This is a genomic window from Streptomyces sp. NPDC048461 (assembly GCF_055587105.1).
Map to the genome: position 1 here is coordinate 1 of NZ_JBVJGW010000040.1, position 15,451 is coordinate 15,451.

The window sequence follows — 15,451 nt, forward strand, 5'->3', positions numbered from 1 at the left end:
GGGTGTCGGCGCTGAGGTAGGCGACGTAGCGCCAGACGTCGCGGTGGAGGGCGCGGACGAAGCGGTCGGCTTTGTCGGGGTCGCCGTCGCGGGCGTCGAGGGCGAGGCGGGTGGTTTCCGCGTCGGAGTCGGGAGTGTGCCGGCAGTGCTGCGTGGTCAGGGCAGGGGTCATCGCCACAGGTCCTCACGGCCAAAGGGGGTTCCGGCGCCGCGGGGTGCGCGGTGCCGGTGAAGGGGGTGCGGCCCCGCCGTGGGGCGGTGCCGTGGCCCGGGCGCGGTGGACGGGAATGCGTCGGTGTGCGCGCGGGGAGCCGGCTGTCAGAGGACAGCGGTTCCCGTCGGGGGTCCCCGTGAGGTGATGGCGTGGACGAGGAACAGCCGCCGCGGCGAGCGGCGCCGCCGCGGACGCCGGACGAGGACGCGGGGCCGGTGCGGTGTCGCCGCCCGGTGGAGGAGCAGGCGCAGCGGCGTCCCGAGCCTCCCGGCGACGGCGCGCAGCACGCGGAACACGGCGCGCTCCCCGTACGCCAGCCACAGACCGCACAGCACGGCGGCCAGCAGGTGGGCGCTGAGCATCCCGGCAGGTGACAGGGCCGTCACCTCGTGGCCACCGCCCGACATCGCACCGCCCGGGAGTGCCGTGCCCGCCGGGAAGGCGGCCGCCGGCCCGTGCGGGGCGTGGTGCGCGTGCGCGGCGGACTCCGCCAGGCGCTGCGACGCCGCCCCGCCGCTCGCGGTCCGCGTCCCGCGGCCGCAGGTCACGTACTCCGCCCACTGGCGGGCGAGGGACGTCCCGTTCGGCAGGGACGGGTGGACGAGGGACTGGGCCAGGGAGAACGCCGCGTGCAGCACCGCCTGGACGGCGACGGCCACCGCGGTGACGCCCAGCGGCCCGCGCTCCCGGCCGGCGAGCCCCCAGGCCGTGACCGCCGTGCCCGCGAACGCGGCGCACAGCGCCCACCAGGGCACGGCCGTACCCGACATGAGGAGGTGGCCGGTGGCCGCGAGCAGCACGCAGAGGGCCGCGAACATCGCAGCCCGTAAGACGCGGAAACAGCGGCCCGGCTTCATGGCGGGCTCATCCTCGCACCAGCCTCTCGAGCCGTGCACGGTCGTGCGTACGTCCGGACAACTTTCCCTGAGCGAACCTGCGTTGGAAGAAATGCGAGAGTGCTGAGTGCTGTGGACGGAGGGCGGTGGCCCGCCGCTCCACCCGACTGACTACCCGGCGGGCCGGGACGTTCAACGTCCGGGGGACGCGGACTTCCCCGGCTCCGGCCGCGGCTGAGGCCCCGCGGACGACGGGGGCCGCGTCGACCTGGCGTAACGTCCCGCCAGATCCTCCAGGTGGGCCACCAGTTCCGGCGGACCGGTCACCGTGAACTCGTACCCGAGCATCCCGAGGTGCACGGCGAGGCTGTCCAGCGAATCGGCCCCGGTGTCCAGCACGCAGGTGTGGGTGTCCACCGCCTCGACCACGCCCACCGCCGGATTCACCCGCTCCAGGACCGCCGCGGCCGGCGCGTGGACGGTCACCCGGGCCCGGTGCCGCCAGGCGGCGGCGGACACTTTGCCCGCGACGAACCGTGCGGCATCGCCCTCCGGGTCCTCCCGCGGCGCGAACCGGGGACCGGACGGGGTACGGGGCGTGAGGCGGTCGACCCGGAACAGACGCCAGTCGTCGCGGTCGACGTCCCAGGCCACGAGGTACCAGCGGCGCCCCCAGCTGACGAGGCGCTGCGGTTCCACCAGCCGCCGGGTCGCCGTCCCCGCGTGGTCGCGGTAGTCCAGGCGCAGCCGCTCGCGGTCCCGGCACGCCGCCGCCAGCGTCATCAGCGTCCCGGTGTCGACGGCCGGCGAGGGCCGGTCGGCCGGCACCGGCGCCGTGTACTGCTGCAGGGCCCGCACCCGGCGCCGCAGCCGGGACGGCAGGACCTGCTCCAGCTTGGCCAGCGCACGCAGCGACACCTCCTCGACCCCCGACAGGGCACCCTGGGCGACCGTGCGCAAGGCCACGGCCACGGCGACCGCCTCGTCGTCCTCCAGCAGCAGCGGCGGCATCGCGGCCCCGGCGGCCAGCCGGTAACCGCCGGCCGGTCCGCGGGTGGCGCCCACCGGGTAGCCCAGTTCGCGCAGGCGCTCGATGTCGGTGCGCACGGTCCGGCCGCTCACGCCGAGCCGCTCGGCGAGTTCGGACCCGGGCCACTCGCGCGGCGACTGGAGCAGCGACAGGAGTCTGAGGAGGCGTGCGGAGGTTTCGAGCATGACACCCACCGTTCCCGCTCATTAGGAAGGAACCGTTCCTATATGGATCCTAGTCTTGCCCGTATGGACACCAACAGCAACGCCCGGGCCGCCTCCGCCGCCACCCCCGCCGCCGACGGCATCCGGCCCTTCCGGATCGACGTCCCGCAGGGCGACCTCGACGACCTGCGCCACCGCCTGACCCGCGCCCGCTGGGGCACCGGGGTACCGGGCGTGGACGGCTGGGAGCGCGGCGTCCCCGTCCCGTACCTGAAGGACCTGGCCGCCTACTGGGCCGACGGGTTCGACTGGCGCGCGGCGGAGGCCCGGCTGAACGCGTTCCCGCAGTACCTCACCGAGATCGACGGCCAGGACATCCACTTCGCCCACGTCCGCTCGGCCGACCCCGACGCCACGGCCCTGCTCCTGATCCACGACTGGCCCGGCTCGTTCGTCCAGTTCGTCGACGTCGTCGAGGCGCTGTCGCGGGACTTCCACGTCGTGGTCACCTCCACGCCCGGGGTCGGCTTCTCCGGGCCGCTGTCCTCCACCGGCTGGACCACCGGCCGCATCGCGGGCGCGTTCACCACCCTGATGGCCCGGCTGGGCTACGACCGCTACGGAGTGCAGGGCAACGGCGGAGGAGCCTGGATCGCCGGGGAGATGGGCCGGATCGACCCGGACCACGTGGTCGGGATCCACCTCAACGGGCTGGTCACCTTCCCCTCGGACGATCCCGCCGACTTCGAGGGGCTCACCGGGGCCGAGCAGACGCGGCTCCAGCGGCTCCAGGACTTCCGGGACGACAAGATGGGCTTCAACGCCATCCAGTCCACCCGCCCCGAGACGGTCGGCCACGCCCTGCACGACTCGCCGGTCGGTCAGCTCGCCTGGATCGTCGAGAAGTTCAAGGAGTGGACGGACCCCGCGAACGAGCTCCCGGAGGACGCCGTGGACCGCGACACCCTGCTGACCAACGTCAGCGTCTACTGGTTCACCGGAACCGCCGCTTCCTCCGCCCAGCTGTACTACGAGACGGCCCACGACTCCGCCGCCTGGGCTCCCAAGGACCCCGGAACGGTCCCCACCGCGGTGGCCGTCGCCCTCCCCACCGACGTCGCGATCCGCCGGTACGCCGAACGCGACCACCACGTCGTGCGCTGGACCGAGTTCGAGCGCGGCGGGAACTTCCTCGCCCTGGAGCAGCCGGAGCTGCTGGTCGAGGACGTGCGGGAGTTCTTCGCCGGCCTGGCGCGCGACGCGTAGCACCGGGCCCGGCGCGCAGGGCCCCGGACGCGCCGCGCACACGGACGCGCCGTGCCGGGCGTACGCCGCCGTGCCGGAGCGGGCCCCGCCCGCCCGGCCGGCGGCGTACGGGCTCAGGGCGCGGCGACGCGCACCGGCCGCCGGAGCAGGTAGGCGCCGGCGGCCGTGACGAGGAGGGCCATGCACGCGATGAACACCAGCCCCGCCCCCTCCAGACCCATCGGGCCCGACAGCACCCCCACCCCGATCACCGGTACGGAGATGCCCGTGTACGCCACCACGAACAGCGTCGAGATCACCGCCGCCCGGCGGTCCGGGGGAGAGGCCCCGGCCACCGCGGACAGCGCCCCGCGGAACGCCAGACCCTGGCCGGCCCCGCCGACCAGCGCGCTCAGCACCACCAGCGCCAGCAGGTCCCACCACAGGGCACCCGCGAGCAGCGCCAGACCCGCGAGGAGCCCCGCGCAGCCCAGCGGGAGCGAGCGCCCCACCCCGAGCCGGCCGACCGCCAGCTGTCCGGCGGTGGAGGCGAAGAAGGCCAGCGCCACCACCAGCCCGATCACGGCGCGGTTGTGCACGTCGAGGGACTCCGTGAGGAACGCCGGGCTGACCGAGGTGAACACCCCGAACAGCGCGAACCCCACGAAGGAGGCGATCGCCGCCGGCCCGAACACCGCCCGCACCCGGGCCGGCAGACCGGGCCGCTGCGGCCGCACGGTGCTCAGCGGCCGCAGCTCCCGCACGGTCTCCGGAAGCCACAGGAGCACGGCCGCGGACCCGGCCACCAGGACGAGGTGCACGACGAACGGGAGGTACAGCGGCCACGGCGCGTACTGCGCCAGCACCCCGGCGACCAGCGGACCGCAGCCCAGACCGCCCATGTTGGCGGCCGTCGCCGCGAAGGTGGCGCGCGCGGCGCCGCCGGGCGGGGCCAGCTCCATGACGTACGCCGTGGCGGCTCCCGTGAACAGGCCTGCGGAGAGCCCTGACAGCAGCCGCCCCGCGTACAGCCAGTCGAGCCCGGTGGCGCACAGGAAGCAGACGGCGCTCGCCGTCGCGCACGCCAGACCGGCCAGCAGCACCGGGCGCCTGCCCAGGGCGTCAGAGGCGTTGCCCGCCAGCAGCAGCACCCCGATGACCCCGAAGGCGTACACGGCGTACACGACCGTCACGGTCAGCTCGGAGAACCCGAACTTCTCCTGGTACAGGCCGTAGAGGGGGGTCGGCAGCGTGGTGCCCGCCATGCACACGGCGAACACCGCGGCGGCGAGGACACACGGGCGCCAGCCCCGGTGTTCATCGTCCATGCCGCCGACGGTAACGCCGCGCGCCGCCGCGGCTCGGCGCGGCGGGCCCGGCGCGCCGAGCCCGACCGGCCGGTCTGATGGACGGGCGCGCACGGCGGCCCCGGACCCGTCACGGGTCCGGGGCCGCGGATGTCACGCGGGGTGCCGGTCAGCGCTTGAAGATGTCCTTCATCTTCTCCTTGGCCTGGCGGGCGTCACCCTTCGCCTGTTCGGCGCGGCCCTCGGCCGTCAGCCGCTCGTTGCCCACCGCGCGGCCGGCCGTCTCCTTGAGCTTGCCCTTGGCCTGCTCCGTCGTGGCCTGGCTCTTCTCGTTCTCCGACACAGCTGATCACTCCCTGAGGGATGGGAACAACGTACGCCTCCCGTCTGACCGGTATCCCGGTCCGCAAACGGAACGGACGGAAGAGTCGGATGTCGGCCAGAGTGACGGCCCGTCCGGTTGTGCGAGCCCGCTTCGGGGGTAGGGGCGGGTCACAACGACGGACCGGCCAGAGGAGACATCGTGGAGTGGGACAGCGTGGTGGGGCAGATCGTGGCCAGACGCAGCGGGCGCACGGTCGAGGAGCTGGAGCCGCAGACCGACCTCGCGGAGGACCTGGGACTGGACGACGCCGCGGTGATCGGGATGCTGGGGGAGCTGAAGGCCGCCGGGTTCCACGTCCGGGACGGGGTGGACCTGGGACGGCTGACCACGGTGCAGGCACTGATCGACGCGGTCAGCCCGGCGTCATGACCCCGCAGGCCCCCCGCCCGCGACCGTGAGCCGGGCGCCGCGACCGCCAGCGCGGCGGCCCGCCACGGCGGGGCCGGGCCTCGTAGCCTGACCCGATGCGACATCACGATCTTGTTGTCATCGGTGCGGGTTCCGGCAACGCGGTCATCGACGGGTGGTTCGCCGATCTGGACGTGGCCGTCATCGAGGAGAAGTGGTTCGGGGGGACCTGCCTGAACGCCGGCTGCATCCCCAGCAAAATGCTGGCCTACGCCGCCCACGTCGCGGAGACCGTCCGCGGGGCCGGTACGTACGACGTCGACGCGGAACTGCGGGCGGTCCGCTGGCGCGAGCTGCGCGACCGGGTCTTCGGACGGCTGGACGCCGACCGGGAAGAGGGCCGCCGCGGGCGCCTGGAGTCGGACTTCGTGACCGTGTACGAGGGCCGGGCGCACTTCACCGGACCCCGGCGGCTGCGCGTCGACCCGCCCGGAGGCGGTCTCGACATCAGCGCGGACCGGATCGTTCTCGCGGCGGGCGGACGCCCGCTGGTGCCCGCGCCGGTGGCCGACTCGGGCCTGCCGTACGAGACGTCCGACACCGTCATGCGCATCGACGCCCCGCCCCGGCGCCTGGCCGTCCTCGGCGGGGGCTACATCGCCGCCGAACTCGCCGAGGTCTTCGCGGCGGCGGGCAGTTCGATCGTCATCGTCGAGAAGGAGGAACGGCTCCTCGGACCGCAGGACGAGACGGTCGCCGAGCGGTTCACCGAACTGGTCCGCTCCCGCTACGACCTCAGGCTCGGCCGGGAGGTCACGGAGGTCGGGGGCCGCCCGGGCGCCCTGCGGCTGACCCTGGACGACGGTTCGACCGTCGAGGCCGACATGCTGCTGGTCGCCGCCGGGCGCGTGCCCAACAGCGACCGGCTGAACCTGGACGCCGCCGGCATCCGGACCCACGACGACGGCAGGATCGTCGTCGACGCGCACCAGCGCACCACCGCGGACGGCGTGTTCGCGCTCGGCGACATCTGTACGCCGGTCCCGCTCAAGCACGTGGCCAACCGGGAGGCGGAGGTCGTGTCGCACAACCTCCGCCACCCCGACGACCTGGTGTCGGCGGACCACGGCAACGTCCCGGCGGCCGTCTTCACCCGCCCGCAGATCGCCTCGGTCGGCGCCACCGAACAGGAGTGCCGAGACCGGGGACTGGACTACGTGGTGGGGACGGCGCGCTACGCGGACGTCGCCTACGGCTGGGCCATGGAGGACACCACCGGCTTCTGCAAGGTGCTCGCCGAGCCCGGCACCGGGCGGCTGCTCGGCGCCCACCTGATGGGGCCCCAGGCCCCCACGCTCATTCAGCCGCTCGTCCTCGCGATGGCCCTGGGGACCGACGCGTCGACCCTCGCCGGGACGCCGTACTGGATCCACCCCGCGCTCACCGAGGTCGTGGAGAACGCACTCCTCGACCTCGGCCTCTGAGCGCGGCGGCGGGCAGCGTCATCGTCTGCGGCCACGGCCCCGCGCGGCCAGACCGCTCGCCACCCCGGCGACGTGCAGCGCGAGCAGGGCCAGACCGACGAGCATGAAGTTGGTGGAGGTGAAGACGTGGTTCGTGGTGATCTCTGCCGCGTTGATCAGGAACGCGATGAAGAAGAGTGCGGCGGCGGCTATGCCCAGCATGGTGGTGCCCCTCTCAGTAGGTGAGGGCCGTGTGCCCCGCCCGAGCCGGACCATGAGCGGCCGGAGCGACTGATTCCCGCCCCGTTCTCCGCCCCGACCCCACGCTGACTCCCCTCCGCGCTCCGGGAGTTCAGCCGTGGGCGGTGTCGATGACGCAGAACCGGTTTCCCTCGGGGTCGGCGAGCACCACGAAGTCGGGGTCCGCGGGATACGCGTCCCAGTCCACGTGCCGCGCGCCCAGCGCCACCAGGCGCGCCACCTCCGTCTCTTGTTCTGCCGCGTCGGCGGCGTACAGGTCGAGGTGGACGCGCGGCCGTTCCTGCACCGGCGAGGTGCTCAGCCCCAGCGCCAGCCCGGGGCCGGGGCCCTCGGCGGGCACCAGGACGGTCCAGCCGGCGTCGACGGCTCCGTCGCGGGGGACGTACCCCAGCGCCGCGCCCCAGAAGGCGGCGGCCCGCCGCACGTCCGCCGCGCCCATGACGATGGTTCCGATGGTCAGCATGATCCGATTCTGGCAAACCCGCGGACGGCGGAGACCGGGAACCGCCTGTCTGGCGCGGCGGAGGCTGGGCAGGCGGCAGACATGACTGATTCCGAGACGAAGACGACCAGTGGATTCCACGTCACCGTGCACGGCGAACGGTTCACCTGCCGGGAGGTCTCCGGACTGGGACCGCAGGGCGACGGCGGCCTGCCCGGCCAGATGCTCACCGTGACACTGACCGACTGCGTCCTCACCGACACCCCCAAGGCCGAGGAGTGGGCGCTGTCCGCCGAGGAAGCACCGGCCGTGCGCCACGTGAAGATCGAGGAGACGGCCGGGGACGCGGCCGGGAGCGACGCCGCGCCCCTCGCCACCTGGTACCTCAGCGACGCCCGGCCGGGCGCCATCGGCGACCACAGCACCACGGCGTCCAACCACGAGACCCGGATCGACCGGCTGACCGTGTACGCGGAGAAGATCGCCCCCGACCTGCCGGTGTGAGCCGCGGCCCGTACGCCGGCCCCCGGGCCGCCGCCCGGGCCGCCGGGCCTCAGGCCGCGTGGCGGCCGTGGCGCGTCCGCCGCGCGGGCTCGGCGGCGTGCTTGCCCCCCGTACCCGCCAGGGCCCGCAGGTGCCGCCTCCGGGGGGCAGGGACACGGGGGTCGAGCATGCGCTCCTCGTAGCGGTCGAGGGCGAGCAGGGCGCACAGGAGGAACGGCGGCACGAGGAGCACGGCGAACATCACGGCGGGTCCTTCGGCAGGGAACACGGTCCTCGGCGCGCCTGCCCCGCCCCGTGGAGGGGAACCCCGGCGGTCGGCGCACGGCCGCGGGCCGAGTGCGCGGGCGCCGCCGGGACCGGTCAGGATGCCGCAGGGCGGTTCTTCCCGCAGCTCATGGCAGTGGGCCGCCCCCGCCGGGGGGGCCCCCCCCCAAGTGCGACGCCGCGCGTGCCCCCGGCCGCCCCCACCCCCGGGGGCGGGCCCCGGCCGGGGGGCGGGGCGCGCGGGCGCCGCGGGCCCCGCCCGGGGGGCCGCGGGGGGGCGCGCCCCCCCCCCCGGGGGGGGGGCCCCCCGGGGGGGGGCGCCCCACTGCCATGCTGCGACGCGCCGTTTCCGCCGGGCCGCCTCATCCGGGGCGGCGGGGCCCGGGCGGGCTCACATCGGGTCCATGGTGCCGCTGCCGGGCCCGTTGACCCGTTCGCTCACCTCCCGGATCCGCAGGGCCTTGCGGATGAGCCGGTCGTGCTCCGCCGGCTCGGTGGCGTGCGCCGCGGCCTGCTCCAGCTCTTGGGCCTTGTCGCGCATGCGGCGGGCGTTCTCGTCGGTTTCGCTGGTGGCGTCCATGGGTCCTCCTGGGATGGCGGGTCGGGGGATCGGGACGGTCAGGGCTCCTCACCCGTGGGCGGGGTACACGCGATGCACTCCGCGTCGATCTGATCGGCGAGCCGGTTCAGTACTCCGGTCATGGCCAGCACGGTCTGCGGATCGGCATCCGTCTCCTCCGCATCCGTCGCGTCCATCCAGTCGGCCGCCACGCGGCGCAGCAGTGCCGTCACCTGCTCGGCCGGGATGAGAAGGACGCCCTCTTCCGTGGGGATCAGGGGGATCGGGATCTGGATCATGTAGCCGCCGCCTCTCGCCGAGGTGTCGGGTGCGCACCGTTCGTCCGCCCCTCTCCCGGAGCGGGTACCCGGGCAGGAGGCCGGCAACCCGATCGGGCCGCGGGCCCGGCGCGGCACGGGACGCCGCATTGGTTGGACCGAGTCGTATGAAAAAGGATATCCGGGGTACCCGTCAGCATGCCGGAGCGGTTGCCGTGACGCAGCAGGGAATCATGTTGTTGCCTCCAAGGATCGGCAGCCGCTCCGGTCCCGCCGCGGACCGGACGTGGTGTGGGGGCCGGGTCCCGGGGGCAGGCGCTGACTCGTACGGACGTTCTCCGAGGCGTTCTCCGACCGGAGGAGTTGTTTCACGTGACCGAGCACGGATGGAGCTACGCGGCGACGTCGGGGCACCTGGCCGGCGCCGATCTCACCGGATTCCGGGTCGAGGCCACCGACGGCGGCATCGGCAAGGTGGACAAGCACTCCGACGAGGCCGGCGAGGCCTTTCTGGTGGTCGACACCGGGGTGTGGATCTTCGGCAGGGAGGTGCTGCTGCCCGCCGGCACCGTGACCCGGGTCGACCTCGAAGAGGAGAAGGTCTACGTCGACCGGACCAGGCAGCAGATCAAGGACGCCCCCGAGTTCCACCAGGCGGCGCACCTCGCGGATCCCGAATACCACGACCAGATCGGCACCCATTACGGCATCGGCGGCACCTTCGGCAGCCACCGCGCCTGAAACGGTGCCCAGGGCCCCGACCCGCGCGCGCCGGCACCCTCGGCCGCCCGGCGGACACGGCGCGTGACCGCGGCAGCCGTGCCTCACGGACTCTCGCCGACGGCGGGGCTACCGTGGACGGGACCTTCCCACCCGAGCGGCAGATAGAGGCGGGCAGCTGTGTCCACGTCGAGCCATGAGGTCTCCGGCGCTCCGTGCTGGGTGAGCCTGATGACCCCGGACCTTGATTCCGCGCAGCGGTTCTACGGTGCTGTGCTGGGCTGGGAATTCCGCCCCACGGACCTCGGAGACGGCTTCACCGTCGCCTTCCGCGACGGCGCGCCGGTCGCCGGCCTCAGCGCGCTGGCGCAGCGGCTGAGCCTGCCGGCCGCCTGGACCCCCTACTTCGCCGTCGACGACGCCGACGTGACCGCCGCCCGGATCCGGGAGCGCGGCGCCACCACCGCCGTCGGGCCCCTCGCCTTCGGCACCGGGCGGGCCGCCGTGGCGGCGGACCCGGCCGGCGCCGTGTTCGGCTTCTGGCAGGGCGAGGTCATCCCGGACTGGTCGGTGGGCCGCGGAACGGCCCCGGCATGGCTGGAGCTGCGCACGCGGGACGCGTTCGCCGCCGCCATCTTCTACGGCGAGGTCCTCGACTGGGCGGGCGAGCAGCCCGGCTGCTGCTCGGTCTCCTACGAACACGACCACGTCGTCCTCCGCCACGGCCGCGACACCGTCGCCCGGATCAGCGGCGGCGCGCTCGAAGCGGACCCCGACCCGCTGGTACGCCCGCGCTGGCACATCCACTTCCGGGTGCCCGACCTGGAGGCGACGGTGGAGGCGGCCGCCCGGATGGGCGGGAGGACGTGCTCCCCGGTGCGGACGACCAGCGACACCCGCTCGGTCGTCCTCGCCGACCCCGAAGGCGCGCTCTTCACCGTGGTGGCCCCGCATCGCCCTCCGGCCTGACCCCGGCACGGAACCGACCGCGCGGCGCGGCTGCCGTCTCAGGTGCGGGAACGGCCGAAGAACTCCACTTCCGCCACCGCCACCTGCCGGTCCGGGCCGCTGCCGTACGCCGACCGCAGGACGATCCGTACGGACACGGTGTCCCGGCCCCGGACGTCGACGCGCTGGACCCCTCCGTCGTTGAGCATCTTGTGCACGGTGCGGGAACGGCCGGCGGAGTCGGTCACCACCAGGTCGATCTCCTGCGGCCGGGCCTGGTCGGCGGCCTGGCCCGGCCGCTTGGAGGTCCCCGGGGTGACGAGCACCGCGAGGAGGTCCACGGGCTGGACGAAGTCCGCCTGGAGGTGCTGCCCGTTCGAGTCGCCCGCGTACCCCGTGCCCCACCAGGTGTTGGAGTAGTTGTCGAAGGCCGCTTCGGGGCCGTGGCCCGCGGCGGAGTGGGAGGCGGTCCAGGAGGTGGGCCGGACCGCGACCCGCTTGGCGAAGTGGTCCTGGACCGCGCGGGCGGCCGGCGGGCCCCCGATCAGCCCGCCGACGGCCACCAGCACGAGCGCCGCCACCACGGCGGCCCGCACGACCCACCGCCGCCGCTCCCGCCGCAGGACCGGCCGCCGCCCCGCGAAGGGCCCGGACGCCGGCTCCTCGCGCCGGGTCTCCAGCGGCGCGGCGCAGGAGCGGCAGAAGACGCGGTGGGAGGCGTTCGCGCGGCCGCAGGCCGGGCACGGCGGCCCCTGCTGCTCCGGGGCGGCCGCCTGCGGGGTGCGGACGCGCGGCCGGGCCGCCTCGGGCCGCCCGGGCAGGACGGTGCCGGGCCGCTCGGCCGGATCGCGGCCCGGCTCCGCGGCGGGCACCGGCACCAGCAGGGCGCGCGCCGCCTCCGCGCCGTCACCGGCGGGCGGGGTGGCGGCAGCCTGGAGCGGGGCGGTGGCTTCGGCCGCGGAGGCGGCGCCGGCGTCCGTGGGGGCGTCGGCGCCGGAGTCGGAGCCCGCGTTCCGGCGGGCGTCCGCGGCGCCGGCGGCACCCGCTCCGGGTGCGGGCTCCGGCGGTACCACGGGGAGCGGGGCGGTGGCCGACTCGGACGCGTCCGCCTCCCCGCGGGGCGCGGGGGCGGCGGTCGCGCTCCCCGTGTCCCAGCGGAGGAAGGCGCCGCACGAGTCGCAGAAGGACTGGCCCGTCGTACGCGAAGGGGCGGCGCACTCGGGGCAGGGAGCGGTGGTCCCGGATACGGGCATGGTGGTCAGTTCCCTTCCGGAACAGAGGGGGCGGGTGGGGCGGACGCCCCGGGCGGTACGGACGGCGAGGGCGGGACCGACGCCGAGGGCGGGACCGGCGGCGCAGCCCGGGCCGGCGGCGGGCCCACGACGGCCGCGGACGGTCCGCCGACCGGCGCCTCAGGCCGCGGCGGGCCGGCCGCCAGCACCTCGGTCGTGAACGGCAGGTGCGCCGGCCGGGCCGCCGCGACGACCGCGGCGAGCCGGTGCCGGTCGCCCGGCGCCGGATCGGGCAGCCGTACGGTGACGTGCAGGGCCGCCCGCGGAACGCCCGGGAACGGTCCGAGGGGCCGCGGCGACCAGGCGGCGCCCCCGCTCTCGGTGATCGACGGCGCGACCCCGAAGCACAGCCGCACCGCCTCGGCCAGTCCCTGCCGGGTTCCGCGCCGCCGGTGCAGGGCGGTAGCGGTGGCCACCGCGTGGCGGCGCACCTCCACCGGTTCGCCGCCCCCCAGCTCCGCCCCGACCCAGTCGGCCAGCCAGTCGACGAAGTCGGCCGGGGCGAGCGCGGGGTCGAAGTACGCCTCCAGGCAGTCGAGCACGGTGAACACGGGCGCCAGCATCGCGTCCAGCCCCGTGACGAACCGCTGGGCCAGGTCGTCGTCCGCGTACACGGCGGGCAGTGCCCGGCCCAGCGGATGCGCGGACCGCAGGCCGTCCAGCGCTCCGCGCGCGCTCGCGCCGGCGCCGTTCACAGGGCCTCGATCACGCGGACGCGGTGGTCGAAGGGGAAGAGCAGTGCGGACGGGCCGAGGTCGACGCGGTCGGTGGCGTCGCCGCGCCGCCCGGTCAGCGGGTCGGCGGGATGCAGCAGGACCTCGTCTACCAGTTCCACGCCCGGCACCCGCTGGAGGGCCGCGAAGACCTCCCCCGCCCGCAGCGAGCGGCCGAACGGCCAGCCCCGGCCGTCCGATCCGCCCGTCAGCGGATCCAGGTACCGGTACAGGGCGTCCAGGGCCTCCTCGCGCACGAGGTCCGCGCCCGCCGCCCGGTAGCCGTGCACGGTGGCCACCACCGTCACCCCCTGGTAGAAGGGCGGGCCGACCGCCAACCGGGTTCCCAGCGGCCGCCGTTCGTCGAGGAAGCCGGTGATCCGGGCGAGCAGCTCGTCGCCCGGCACGAGCTGCTCGAAGCGCAGCCGGCCGCCCCGGTCGACGACGGCCTGCGGCACGACCAGCACGCGGACCGCGTTCTCCCCGGCGGCGCCCGCCCCCGCGGACGATTCCGTGCCCGCCGCCAGGCACTGGATGCGGGCCGCCTCCGGGGCCGCCCGCCGGGTCAGCTCCTCGTAGTCCCGTGCGGTCACCGCACGCTCCTGGGCCCGCAGCGCGATCGGCGCCCGCAGCCGGGCCTCGTCGACGGTCTCCCCGTCGACCCCGCCCCGGGCCGCCTCCCGGTTCTCCACCCGCGCGATGTACGGGATCGAACTGCGCAGGACCTGGATCGCCCCGCGCGCCACGTTCCCGCCGCGGCCGCCGCCCACCCCGTACCGGGTGGCCCGGACGGCCGCGCCCTTCGCCGGGACCGCCCCGAACTGGCGCAGCGAGCCGTCGGGTTCGCGCACCGCCGGGCCGAAGGCCAGCTCACCCGTGGTCGCGTCCAGCGTGAAGTGCCGGTCCCCGGAGCCGGACGCCGAGAAGTCCGGGACCCCGCGCCACCGCTGCCAGCCCTCCCCGTCCGATACCTCCAGCAGGACGTCCCCCACCACGGGCACGTGCGCGAGCCGCACCCGGTGCCCCGGTACGCCCTCGGCCTCCCCGAGCGGCTCCTCCCGTACGAACTCGGCGTGCGAGGCCGAGACCGTGCCGCCGATGGTGAACGCCTCGGCGTCCCGCACGGTCGGCGAGGAGGTGTAGAACGGCTGCCCGGCCCGGGGCGCCGTCACCCGGCACCGCACCCAGCCGGCCTCCAGCCCGCCCAGCCGGGACAGGACGTGCCCGGCCGGCAGGTGCAGCACCACCTCGCCCGGCCGGTTCAGCCCGCCGGTGGAGTCGGAGGAGACCTCGCACCGCGTCCACCCGTCCGGCGTCCACGCCTCCCACACCAGCGGGGGCTGCCGCGGGTCCACGCCCACGCCGTCGACCCGGCTGTCCACCCGCAGCACCGCCGTGCAGCCGGGGACCGCGGCCGACAGGCCGAACAGCAACAGGTCGTCCGCTTGCGGGAGTTCGGTGAAAACCGGTACGTCCACGCCCGCCCGGACCTCCTGGGAACGGTCCGCCGGAGCCTCTCCCGCGCCCTGGCAGAGCAGGAACGACAGGGCGCACGGCACGAGGGTCAGATCGCGCTCGGTGGCGAAGACCACCGCCTCGTCGGTCTCCGTGCGCCCGGTGGCGACCTCGGTTCCGGCGGGCAGGACGACGGGGTCCGGCTGCGGCGCGGCCAGCCAGAACGTCACCGGCGCGCGCGCGGCCGAGGGCGGGAACAGCGTGATGCCGAGCAGGTCGAGGAAGGCCAGCTGGTTCTTCTCCGGAACCCGGTTCAGCCGGTAGACCAGCTGGTCCGCCATGTGCGCCACGGCCTCGATCAGGGTGACGCCCGGATCGGAGACGTTGTGGTCGCTCCACTCCGGACAGCGCTGCTGGACGTAGCGCTTCGCGTCGTCCACGAACTCCTGGAAGTGCCGGTCGTCGAGCCGGGGTGCGGGCAGGGCCATCAGTGTCGTCCGCTTTCGCCGTGGGCGTGGGGGTACCGGGTGGGTGCCGCCGGGCCGGCGGGTACGGCGGACGCGTCACCGGCGCCGTCCCCGGCCTCGCCGCCCTCGTCGGGTATCACGTAGAACGGGAAGACGAGGCTGCGCGGGTTGTTGGTGCCGCGCACCGCGTACCGCACGTCGATGTGCAGCACGGCGGGGTCGTCCGGCGCGGGGGTCACCGTCACCTCCCGCACCTCGATCCGCGGCTCCCACCGGTCCAGCGCCGTGCGGACCTCGTACCGGATCCGGCCGGCCGTCGCGTCGTTGGCCGGTGCGAAGACCAGGTCGTGCACCGCGCAGCCGAACTCGGGACGCATCGGCCGCTCCCCGGGGGCCGTCGCCAGGACCAGGCGCATCGCCTCCTCCACCTCGCGGTCGCGCCGGGCCAGCGCGATGGCGCCGCCCGGGTCGGTCCGCATCGGGAAGGCCCAGCCGGCCCCGACGAAGTGCTCGCTCATCCGCTCGTTCCCTTCATTGCCTTGTGTCTCGCCGCGCC

General features: G+C 75.2%; 18 protein-coding genes and 1 pseudogene. 6 read left to right on the plus strand and 13 right to left on the minus strand.

Annotated elements, in window-relative coordinates; genetic code table 11:
• Window positions 1–318: 318 nt before the first annotated feature.
• Window positions 319–1,071 (minus strand): hypothetical protein, encoded by a 753-nt coding sequence (locus tag ACZ6S8_RS36780; RefSeq protein WP_469462392.1) that lies wholly within the window; start codon window positions 1,069–1,071, stop codon window positions 319–321.
• A 171-nt stretch (window positions 1,072–1,242) separates the two neighbouring features.
• Window positions 1,243–2,265: a helix-turn-helix transcriptional regulator gene (locus tag ACZ6S8_RS36785; RefSeq protein WP_469462393.1), complete on the minus strand. Its 1,023-nt coding sequence runs from the start codon at window positions 2,263–2,265 to the stop codon at window positions 1,243–1,245.
• A 63-nt stretch (window positions 2,266–2,328) separates the two neighbouring features.
• Here ACZ6S8_RS36785 and ACZ6S8_RS36790 point away from each other — a divergent pair, with 63 nt between their 5' ends.
• Window positions 2,329–3,510 carry an epoxide hydrolase family protein gene (locus tag ACZ6S8_RS36790; RefSeq protein ID WP_469462395.1) on the plus strand — a complete coding sequence of 394 codons (1,182 nt, stop codon included), beginning with the start codon at window positions 2,329–2,331 and terminating at the stop codon, window positions 3,508–3,510.
• 113 nt (window positions 3,511–3,623) lie between these two features.
• On the opposite strand, the gene ACZ6S8_RS36795 is transcribed toward ACZ6S8_RS36790, so the two are convergent.
• Complete coding sequence (locus tag ACZ6S8_RS36795; protein ID WP_469462397.1) at window positions 3,624–4,817, minus strand: MFS transporter; 1,194 nt, start codon at window positions 4,815–4,817, stop codon at window positions 3,624–3,626.
• Window positions 4,818–4,965: 148 nt separating this feature from the next.
• The gene (locus tag ACZ6S8_RS36800; RefSeq protein WP_469462399.1) at window positions 4,966–5,139 is read right to left on the minus strand and encodes a CsbD family protein; all 174 of its coding nucleotides are present in this window, start codon (window positions 5,137–5,139) and stop codon (window positions 4,966–4,968) included.
• A 180-nt stretch (window positions 5,140–5,319) separates the two neighbouring features.
• On the opposite strand from ACZ6S8_RS36800, the gene ACZ6S8_RS36805 reads away from it, so the two are divergent.
• Window positions 5,320–5,550, plus strand: coding sequence for an acyl carrier protein (locus ACZ6S8_RS36805; RefSeq protein ID WP_351284338.1), 231 nt, complete (start codon window positions 5,320–5,322; stop codon window positions 5,548–5,550).
• 95 nt (window positions 5,551–5,645) lie between these two features.
• A complete protein-coding gene (locus ACZ6S8_RS36810; RefSeq protein ID WP_469462402.1) occupies window positions 5,646–7,013 on the plus strand; it encodes a mycothione reductase in 1,368 nt (455 codons plus the stop codon).
• Between the two features lie 18 nt (window positions 7,014–7,031).
• Here ACZ6S8_RS36810 and ACZ6S8_RS36815 read toward each other — a convergent pair whose 3' ends face one another.
• Together ACZ6S8_RS36815 and ACZ6S8_RS36820 are read right to left on the minus strand one after the other, a co-directional pair.
• Complete coding sequence (locus tag ACZ6S8_RS36815; protein ID WP_469462403.1) at window positions 7,032–7,214, minus strand: hypothetical protein; 183 nt, start codon at window positions 7,212–7,214, stop codon at window positions 7,032–7,034.
• Window positions 7,215–7,344: 130 nt separating this feature from the next.
• The gene (locus tag ACZ6S8_RS36820) at window positions 7,345–7,716 is read right to left on the minus strand and encodes a VOC family protein (RefSeq protein WP_469462404.1); all 372 of its coding nucleotides are present in this window, start codon (window positions 7,714–7,716) and stop codon (window positions 7,345–7,347) included.
• Window positions 7,717–7,797: 81 nt separating this feature from the next.
• Here ACZ6S8_RS36820 and ACZ6S8_RS36825 point away from each other — a divergent pair, with 81 nt between their 5' ends.
• Window positions 7,798–8,199, plus strand: coding sequence for a hypothetical protein (locus ACZ6S8_RS36825; protein WP_469462405.1), 402 nt, complete (start codon window positions 7,798–7,800; stop codon window positions 8,197–8,199).
• 49 nt (window positions 8,200–8,248) lie between these two features.
• Here ACZ6S8_RS36825 and ACZ6S8_RS36830 read toward each other — a convergent pair whose 3' ends face one another.
• From ACZ6S8_RS36830 to ACZ6S8_RS36840, 3 genes are all read right to left on the minus strand, one after another.
• Window positions 8,249–8,440 (minus strand): hypothetical protein, encoded by a 192-nt coding sequence (locus ACZ6S8_RS36830; RefSeq protein ID WP_469462406.1) that lies wholly within the window; start codon window positions 8,438–8,440, stop codon window positions 8,249–8,251.
• A 414-nt stretch (window positions 8,441–8,854) separates the two neighbouring features.
• Complete coding sequence (locus ACZ6S8_RS36835) at window positions 8,855–9,043, minus strand: DUF6381 family protein (protein WP_469462408.1); 189 nt, start codon at window positions 9,041–9,043, stop codon at window positions 8,855–8,857.
• Between the two features lie 38 nt (window positions 9,044–9,081).
• Complete coding sequence (locus ACZ6S8_RS36840) at window positions 9,082–9,321, minus strand: DUF6213 family protein (RefSeq protein ID WP_469462410.1); 240 nt, start codon at window positions 9,319–9,321, stop codon at window positions 9,082–9,084.
• 351 nt (window positions 9,322–9,672) lie between these two features.
• Between ACZ6S8_RS36840 and ACZ6S8_RS36845 the strand changes: the two genes are divergently transcribed.
• Together ACZ6S8_RS36845 and ACZ6S8_RS36850 are read left to right on the plus strand one after the other, a co-directional pair.
• Window positions 9,673–10,041, plus strand: coding sequence for a PRC-barrel domain-containing protein (locus ACZ6S8_RS36845; RefSeq protein WP_469462412.1), 369 nt, complete (start codon window positions 9,673–9,675; stop codon window positions 10,039–10,041).
• A 210-nt stretch (window positions 10,042–10,251) separates the two neighbouring features.
• Window positions 10,252–10,989: a VOC family protein gene (locus tag ACZ6S8_RS36850; protein ID WP_469462413.1), complete on the plus strand. Its 738-nt coding sequence runs from the start codon at window positions 10,252–10,254 to the stop codon at window positions 10,987–10,989.
• A 38-nt stretch (window positions 10,990–11,027) separates the two neighbouring features.
• Here ACZ6S8_RS36850 and ACZ6S8_RS36855 read toward each other — a convergent pair whose 3' ends face one another.
• The 4 genes and pseudogenes from ACZ6S8_RS36855 to ACZ6S8_RS36870 all read right to left on the minus strand — a co-directional run bounded on the left by ACZ6S8_RS36855 (window position 11,028) and on the right by ACZ6S8_RS36870 (window position 15,413).
• The gene (locus ACZ6S8_RS36855; protein WP_469462416.1) at window positions 11,028–12,221 is read right to left on the minus strand and encodes an NADase-type glycan-binding domain-containing protein; all 1,194 of its coding nucleotides are present in this window, start codon (window positions 12,219–12,221) and stop codon (window positions 11,028–11,030) included.
• Between the two features lie 176 nt (window positions 12,222–12,397).
• Window positions 12,398–12,955 (minus strand): annotated as a pseudogene (locus ACZ6S8_RS36860) (phage tail protein); the annotation flags it as partial.
• Window positions 12,952–14,916 (minus strand): putative baseplate assembly protein, encoded by a 1,965-nt coding sequence (locus tag ACZ6S8_RS36865; protein WP_469462418.1) that lies wholly within the window; start codon window positions 14,914–14,916, stop codon window positions 12,952–12,954. The pseudogene ACZ6S8_RS36860 and the gene ACZ6S8_RS36865, both read right to left, overlap by 4 nt.
• Window positions 14,916–15,413, minus strand: coding sequence for a GPW/gp25 family protein (locus ACZ6S8_RS36870; RefSeq protein ID WP_469462420.1), 498 nt, complete (start codon window positions 15,411–15,413; stop codon window positions 14,916–14,918). Before ACZ6S8_RS36870 ends, ACZ6S8_RS36865 begins: the two co-directional genes overlap by 1 nt.
• Window positions 15,414–15,451: the final 38 nt, after the last annotated feature.

Excerpts from the sequence above, each read along its gene's own strand:
- ACZ6S8_RS36780 (WP_469462392.1), bottom strand. The coding sequence starts at position 1,071 with ATGAAGCCGGGCCGCTGTTTCCGCGTCTTACGGGCTGCGATGTTCGCG.
- ACZ6S8_RS36785 (WP_469462393.1), bottom strand. The coding sequence starts at position 2,265 with ATGCTCGAAACCTCCGCACGCCTCCTCAGACTCCTGTCGCTGCTCCAG.
- ACZ6S8_RS36790 (WP_469462395.1), top strand. The coding sequence starts at position 2,329 with ATGGACACCAACAGCAACGCCCGGGCCGCCTCCGCCGCCACCCCCGCC.
- ACZ6S8_RS36795 (WP_469462397.1), bottom strand. The coding sequence starts at position 4,817 with ATGGACGATGAACACCGGGGCTGGCGCCCGTGTGTCCTCGCCGCCGCG.
- ACZ6S8_RS36810 (WP_469462402.1), top strand. The coding sequence starts at position 5,646 with ATGCGACATCACGATCTTGTTGTCATCGGTGCGGGTTCCGGCAACGCG.
- ACZ6S8_RS36815 (WP_469462403.1), bottom strand. The coding sequence starts at position 7,214 with ATGCTGGGCATAGCCGCCGCCGCACTCTTCTTCATCGCGTTCCTGATC.
- ACZ6S8_RS36820 (WP_469462404.1), bottom strand. The coding sequence starts at position 7,716 with ATGCTGACCATCGGAACCATCGTCATGGGCGCGGCGGACGTGCGGCGG.
- ACZ6S8_RS36825 (WP_469462405.1), top strand. The coding sequence starts at position 7,798 with ATGACTGATTCCGAGACGAAGACGACCAGTGGATTCCACGTCACCGTG.
- ACZ6S8_RS36830 (WP_469462406.1), bottom strand. The coding sequence starts at position 8,440 with ATGTTCGCCGTGCTCCTCGTGCCGCCGTTCCTCCTGTGCGCCCTGCTC.
- ACZ6S8_RS36835 (WP_469462408.1), bottom strand. The coding sequence starts at position 9,043 with ATGGACGCCACCAGCGAAACCGACGAGAACGCCCGCCGCATGCGCGAC.
- ACZ6S8_RS36840 (WP_469462410.1), bottom strand. The coding sequence starts at position 9,321 with ATGATCCAGATCCCGATCCCCCTGATCCCCACGGAAGAGGGCGTCCTT.
- ACZ6S8_RS36850 (WP_469462413.1), top strand. The coding sequence starts at position 10,252 with ATGACCCCGGACCTTGATTCCGCGCAGCGGTTCTACGGTGCTGTGCTG.
- ACZ6S8_RS36855 (WP_469462416.1), bottom strand. The coding sequence starts at position 12,221 with ATGCCCGTATCCGGGACCACCGCTCCCTGCCCCGAGTGCGCCGCCCCT.
- ACZ6S8_RS36865 (WP_469462418.1), bottom strand. The coding sequence starts at position 14,916 with ATGGCCCTGCCCGCACCCCGGCTCGACGACCGGCACTTCCAGGAGTTC.
- ACZ6S8_RS36870 (WP_469462420.1), bottom strand. The coding sequence starts at position 15,413 with ATGAGCGAGCACTTCGTCGGGGCCGGCTGGGCCTTCCCGATGCGGACC.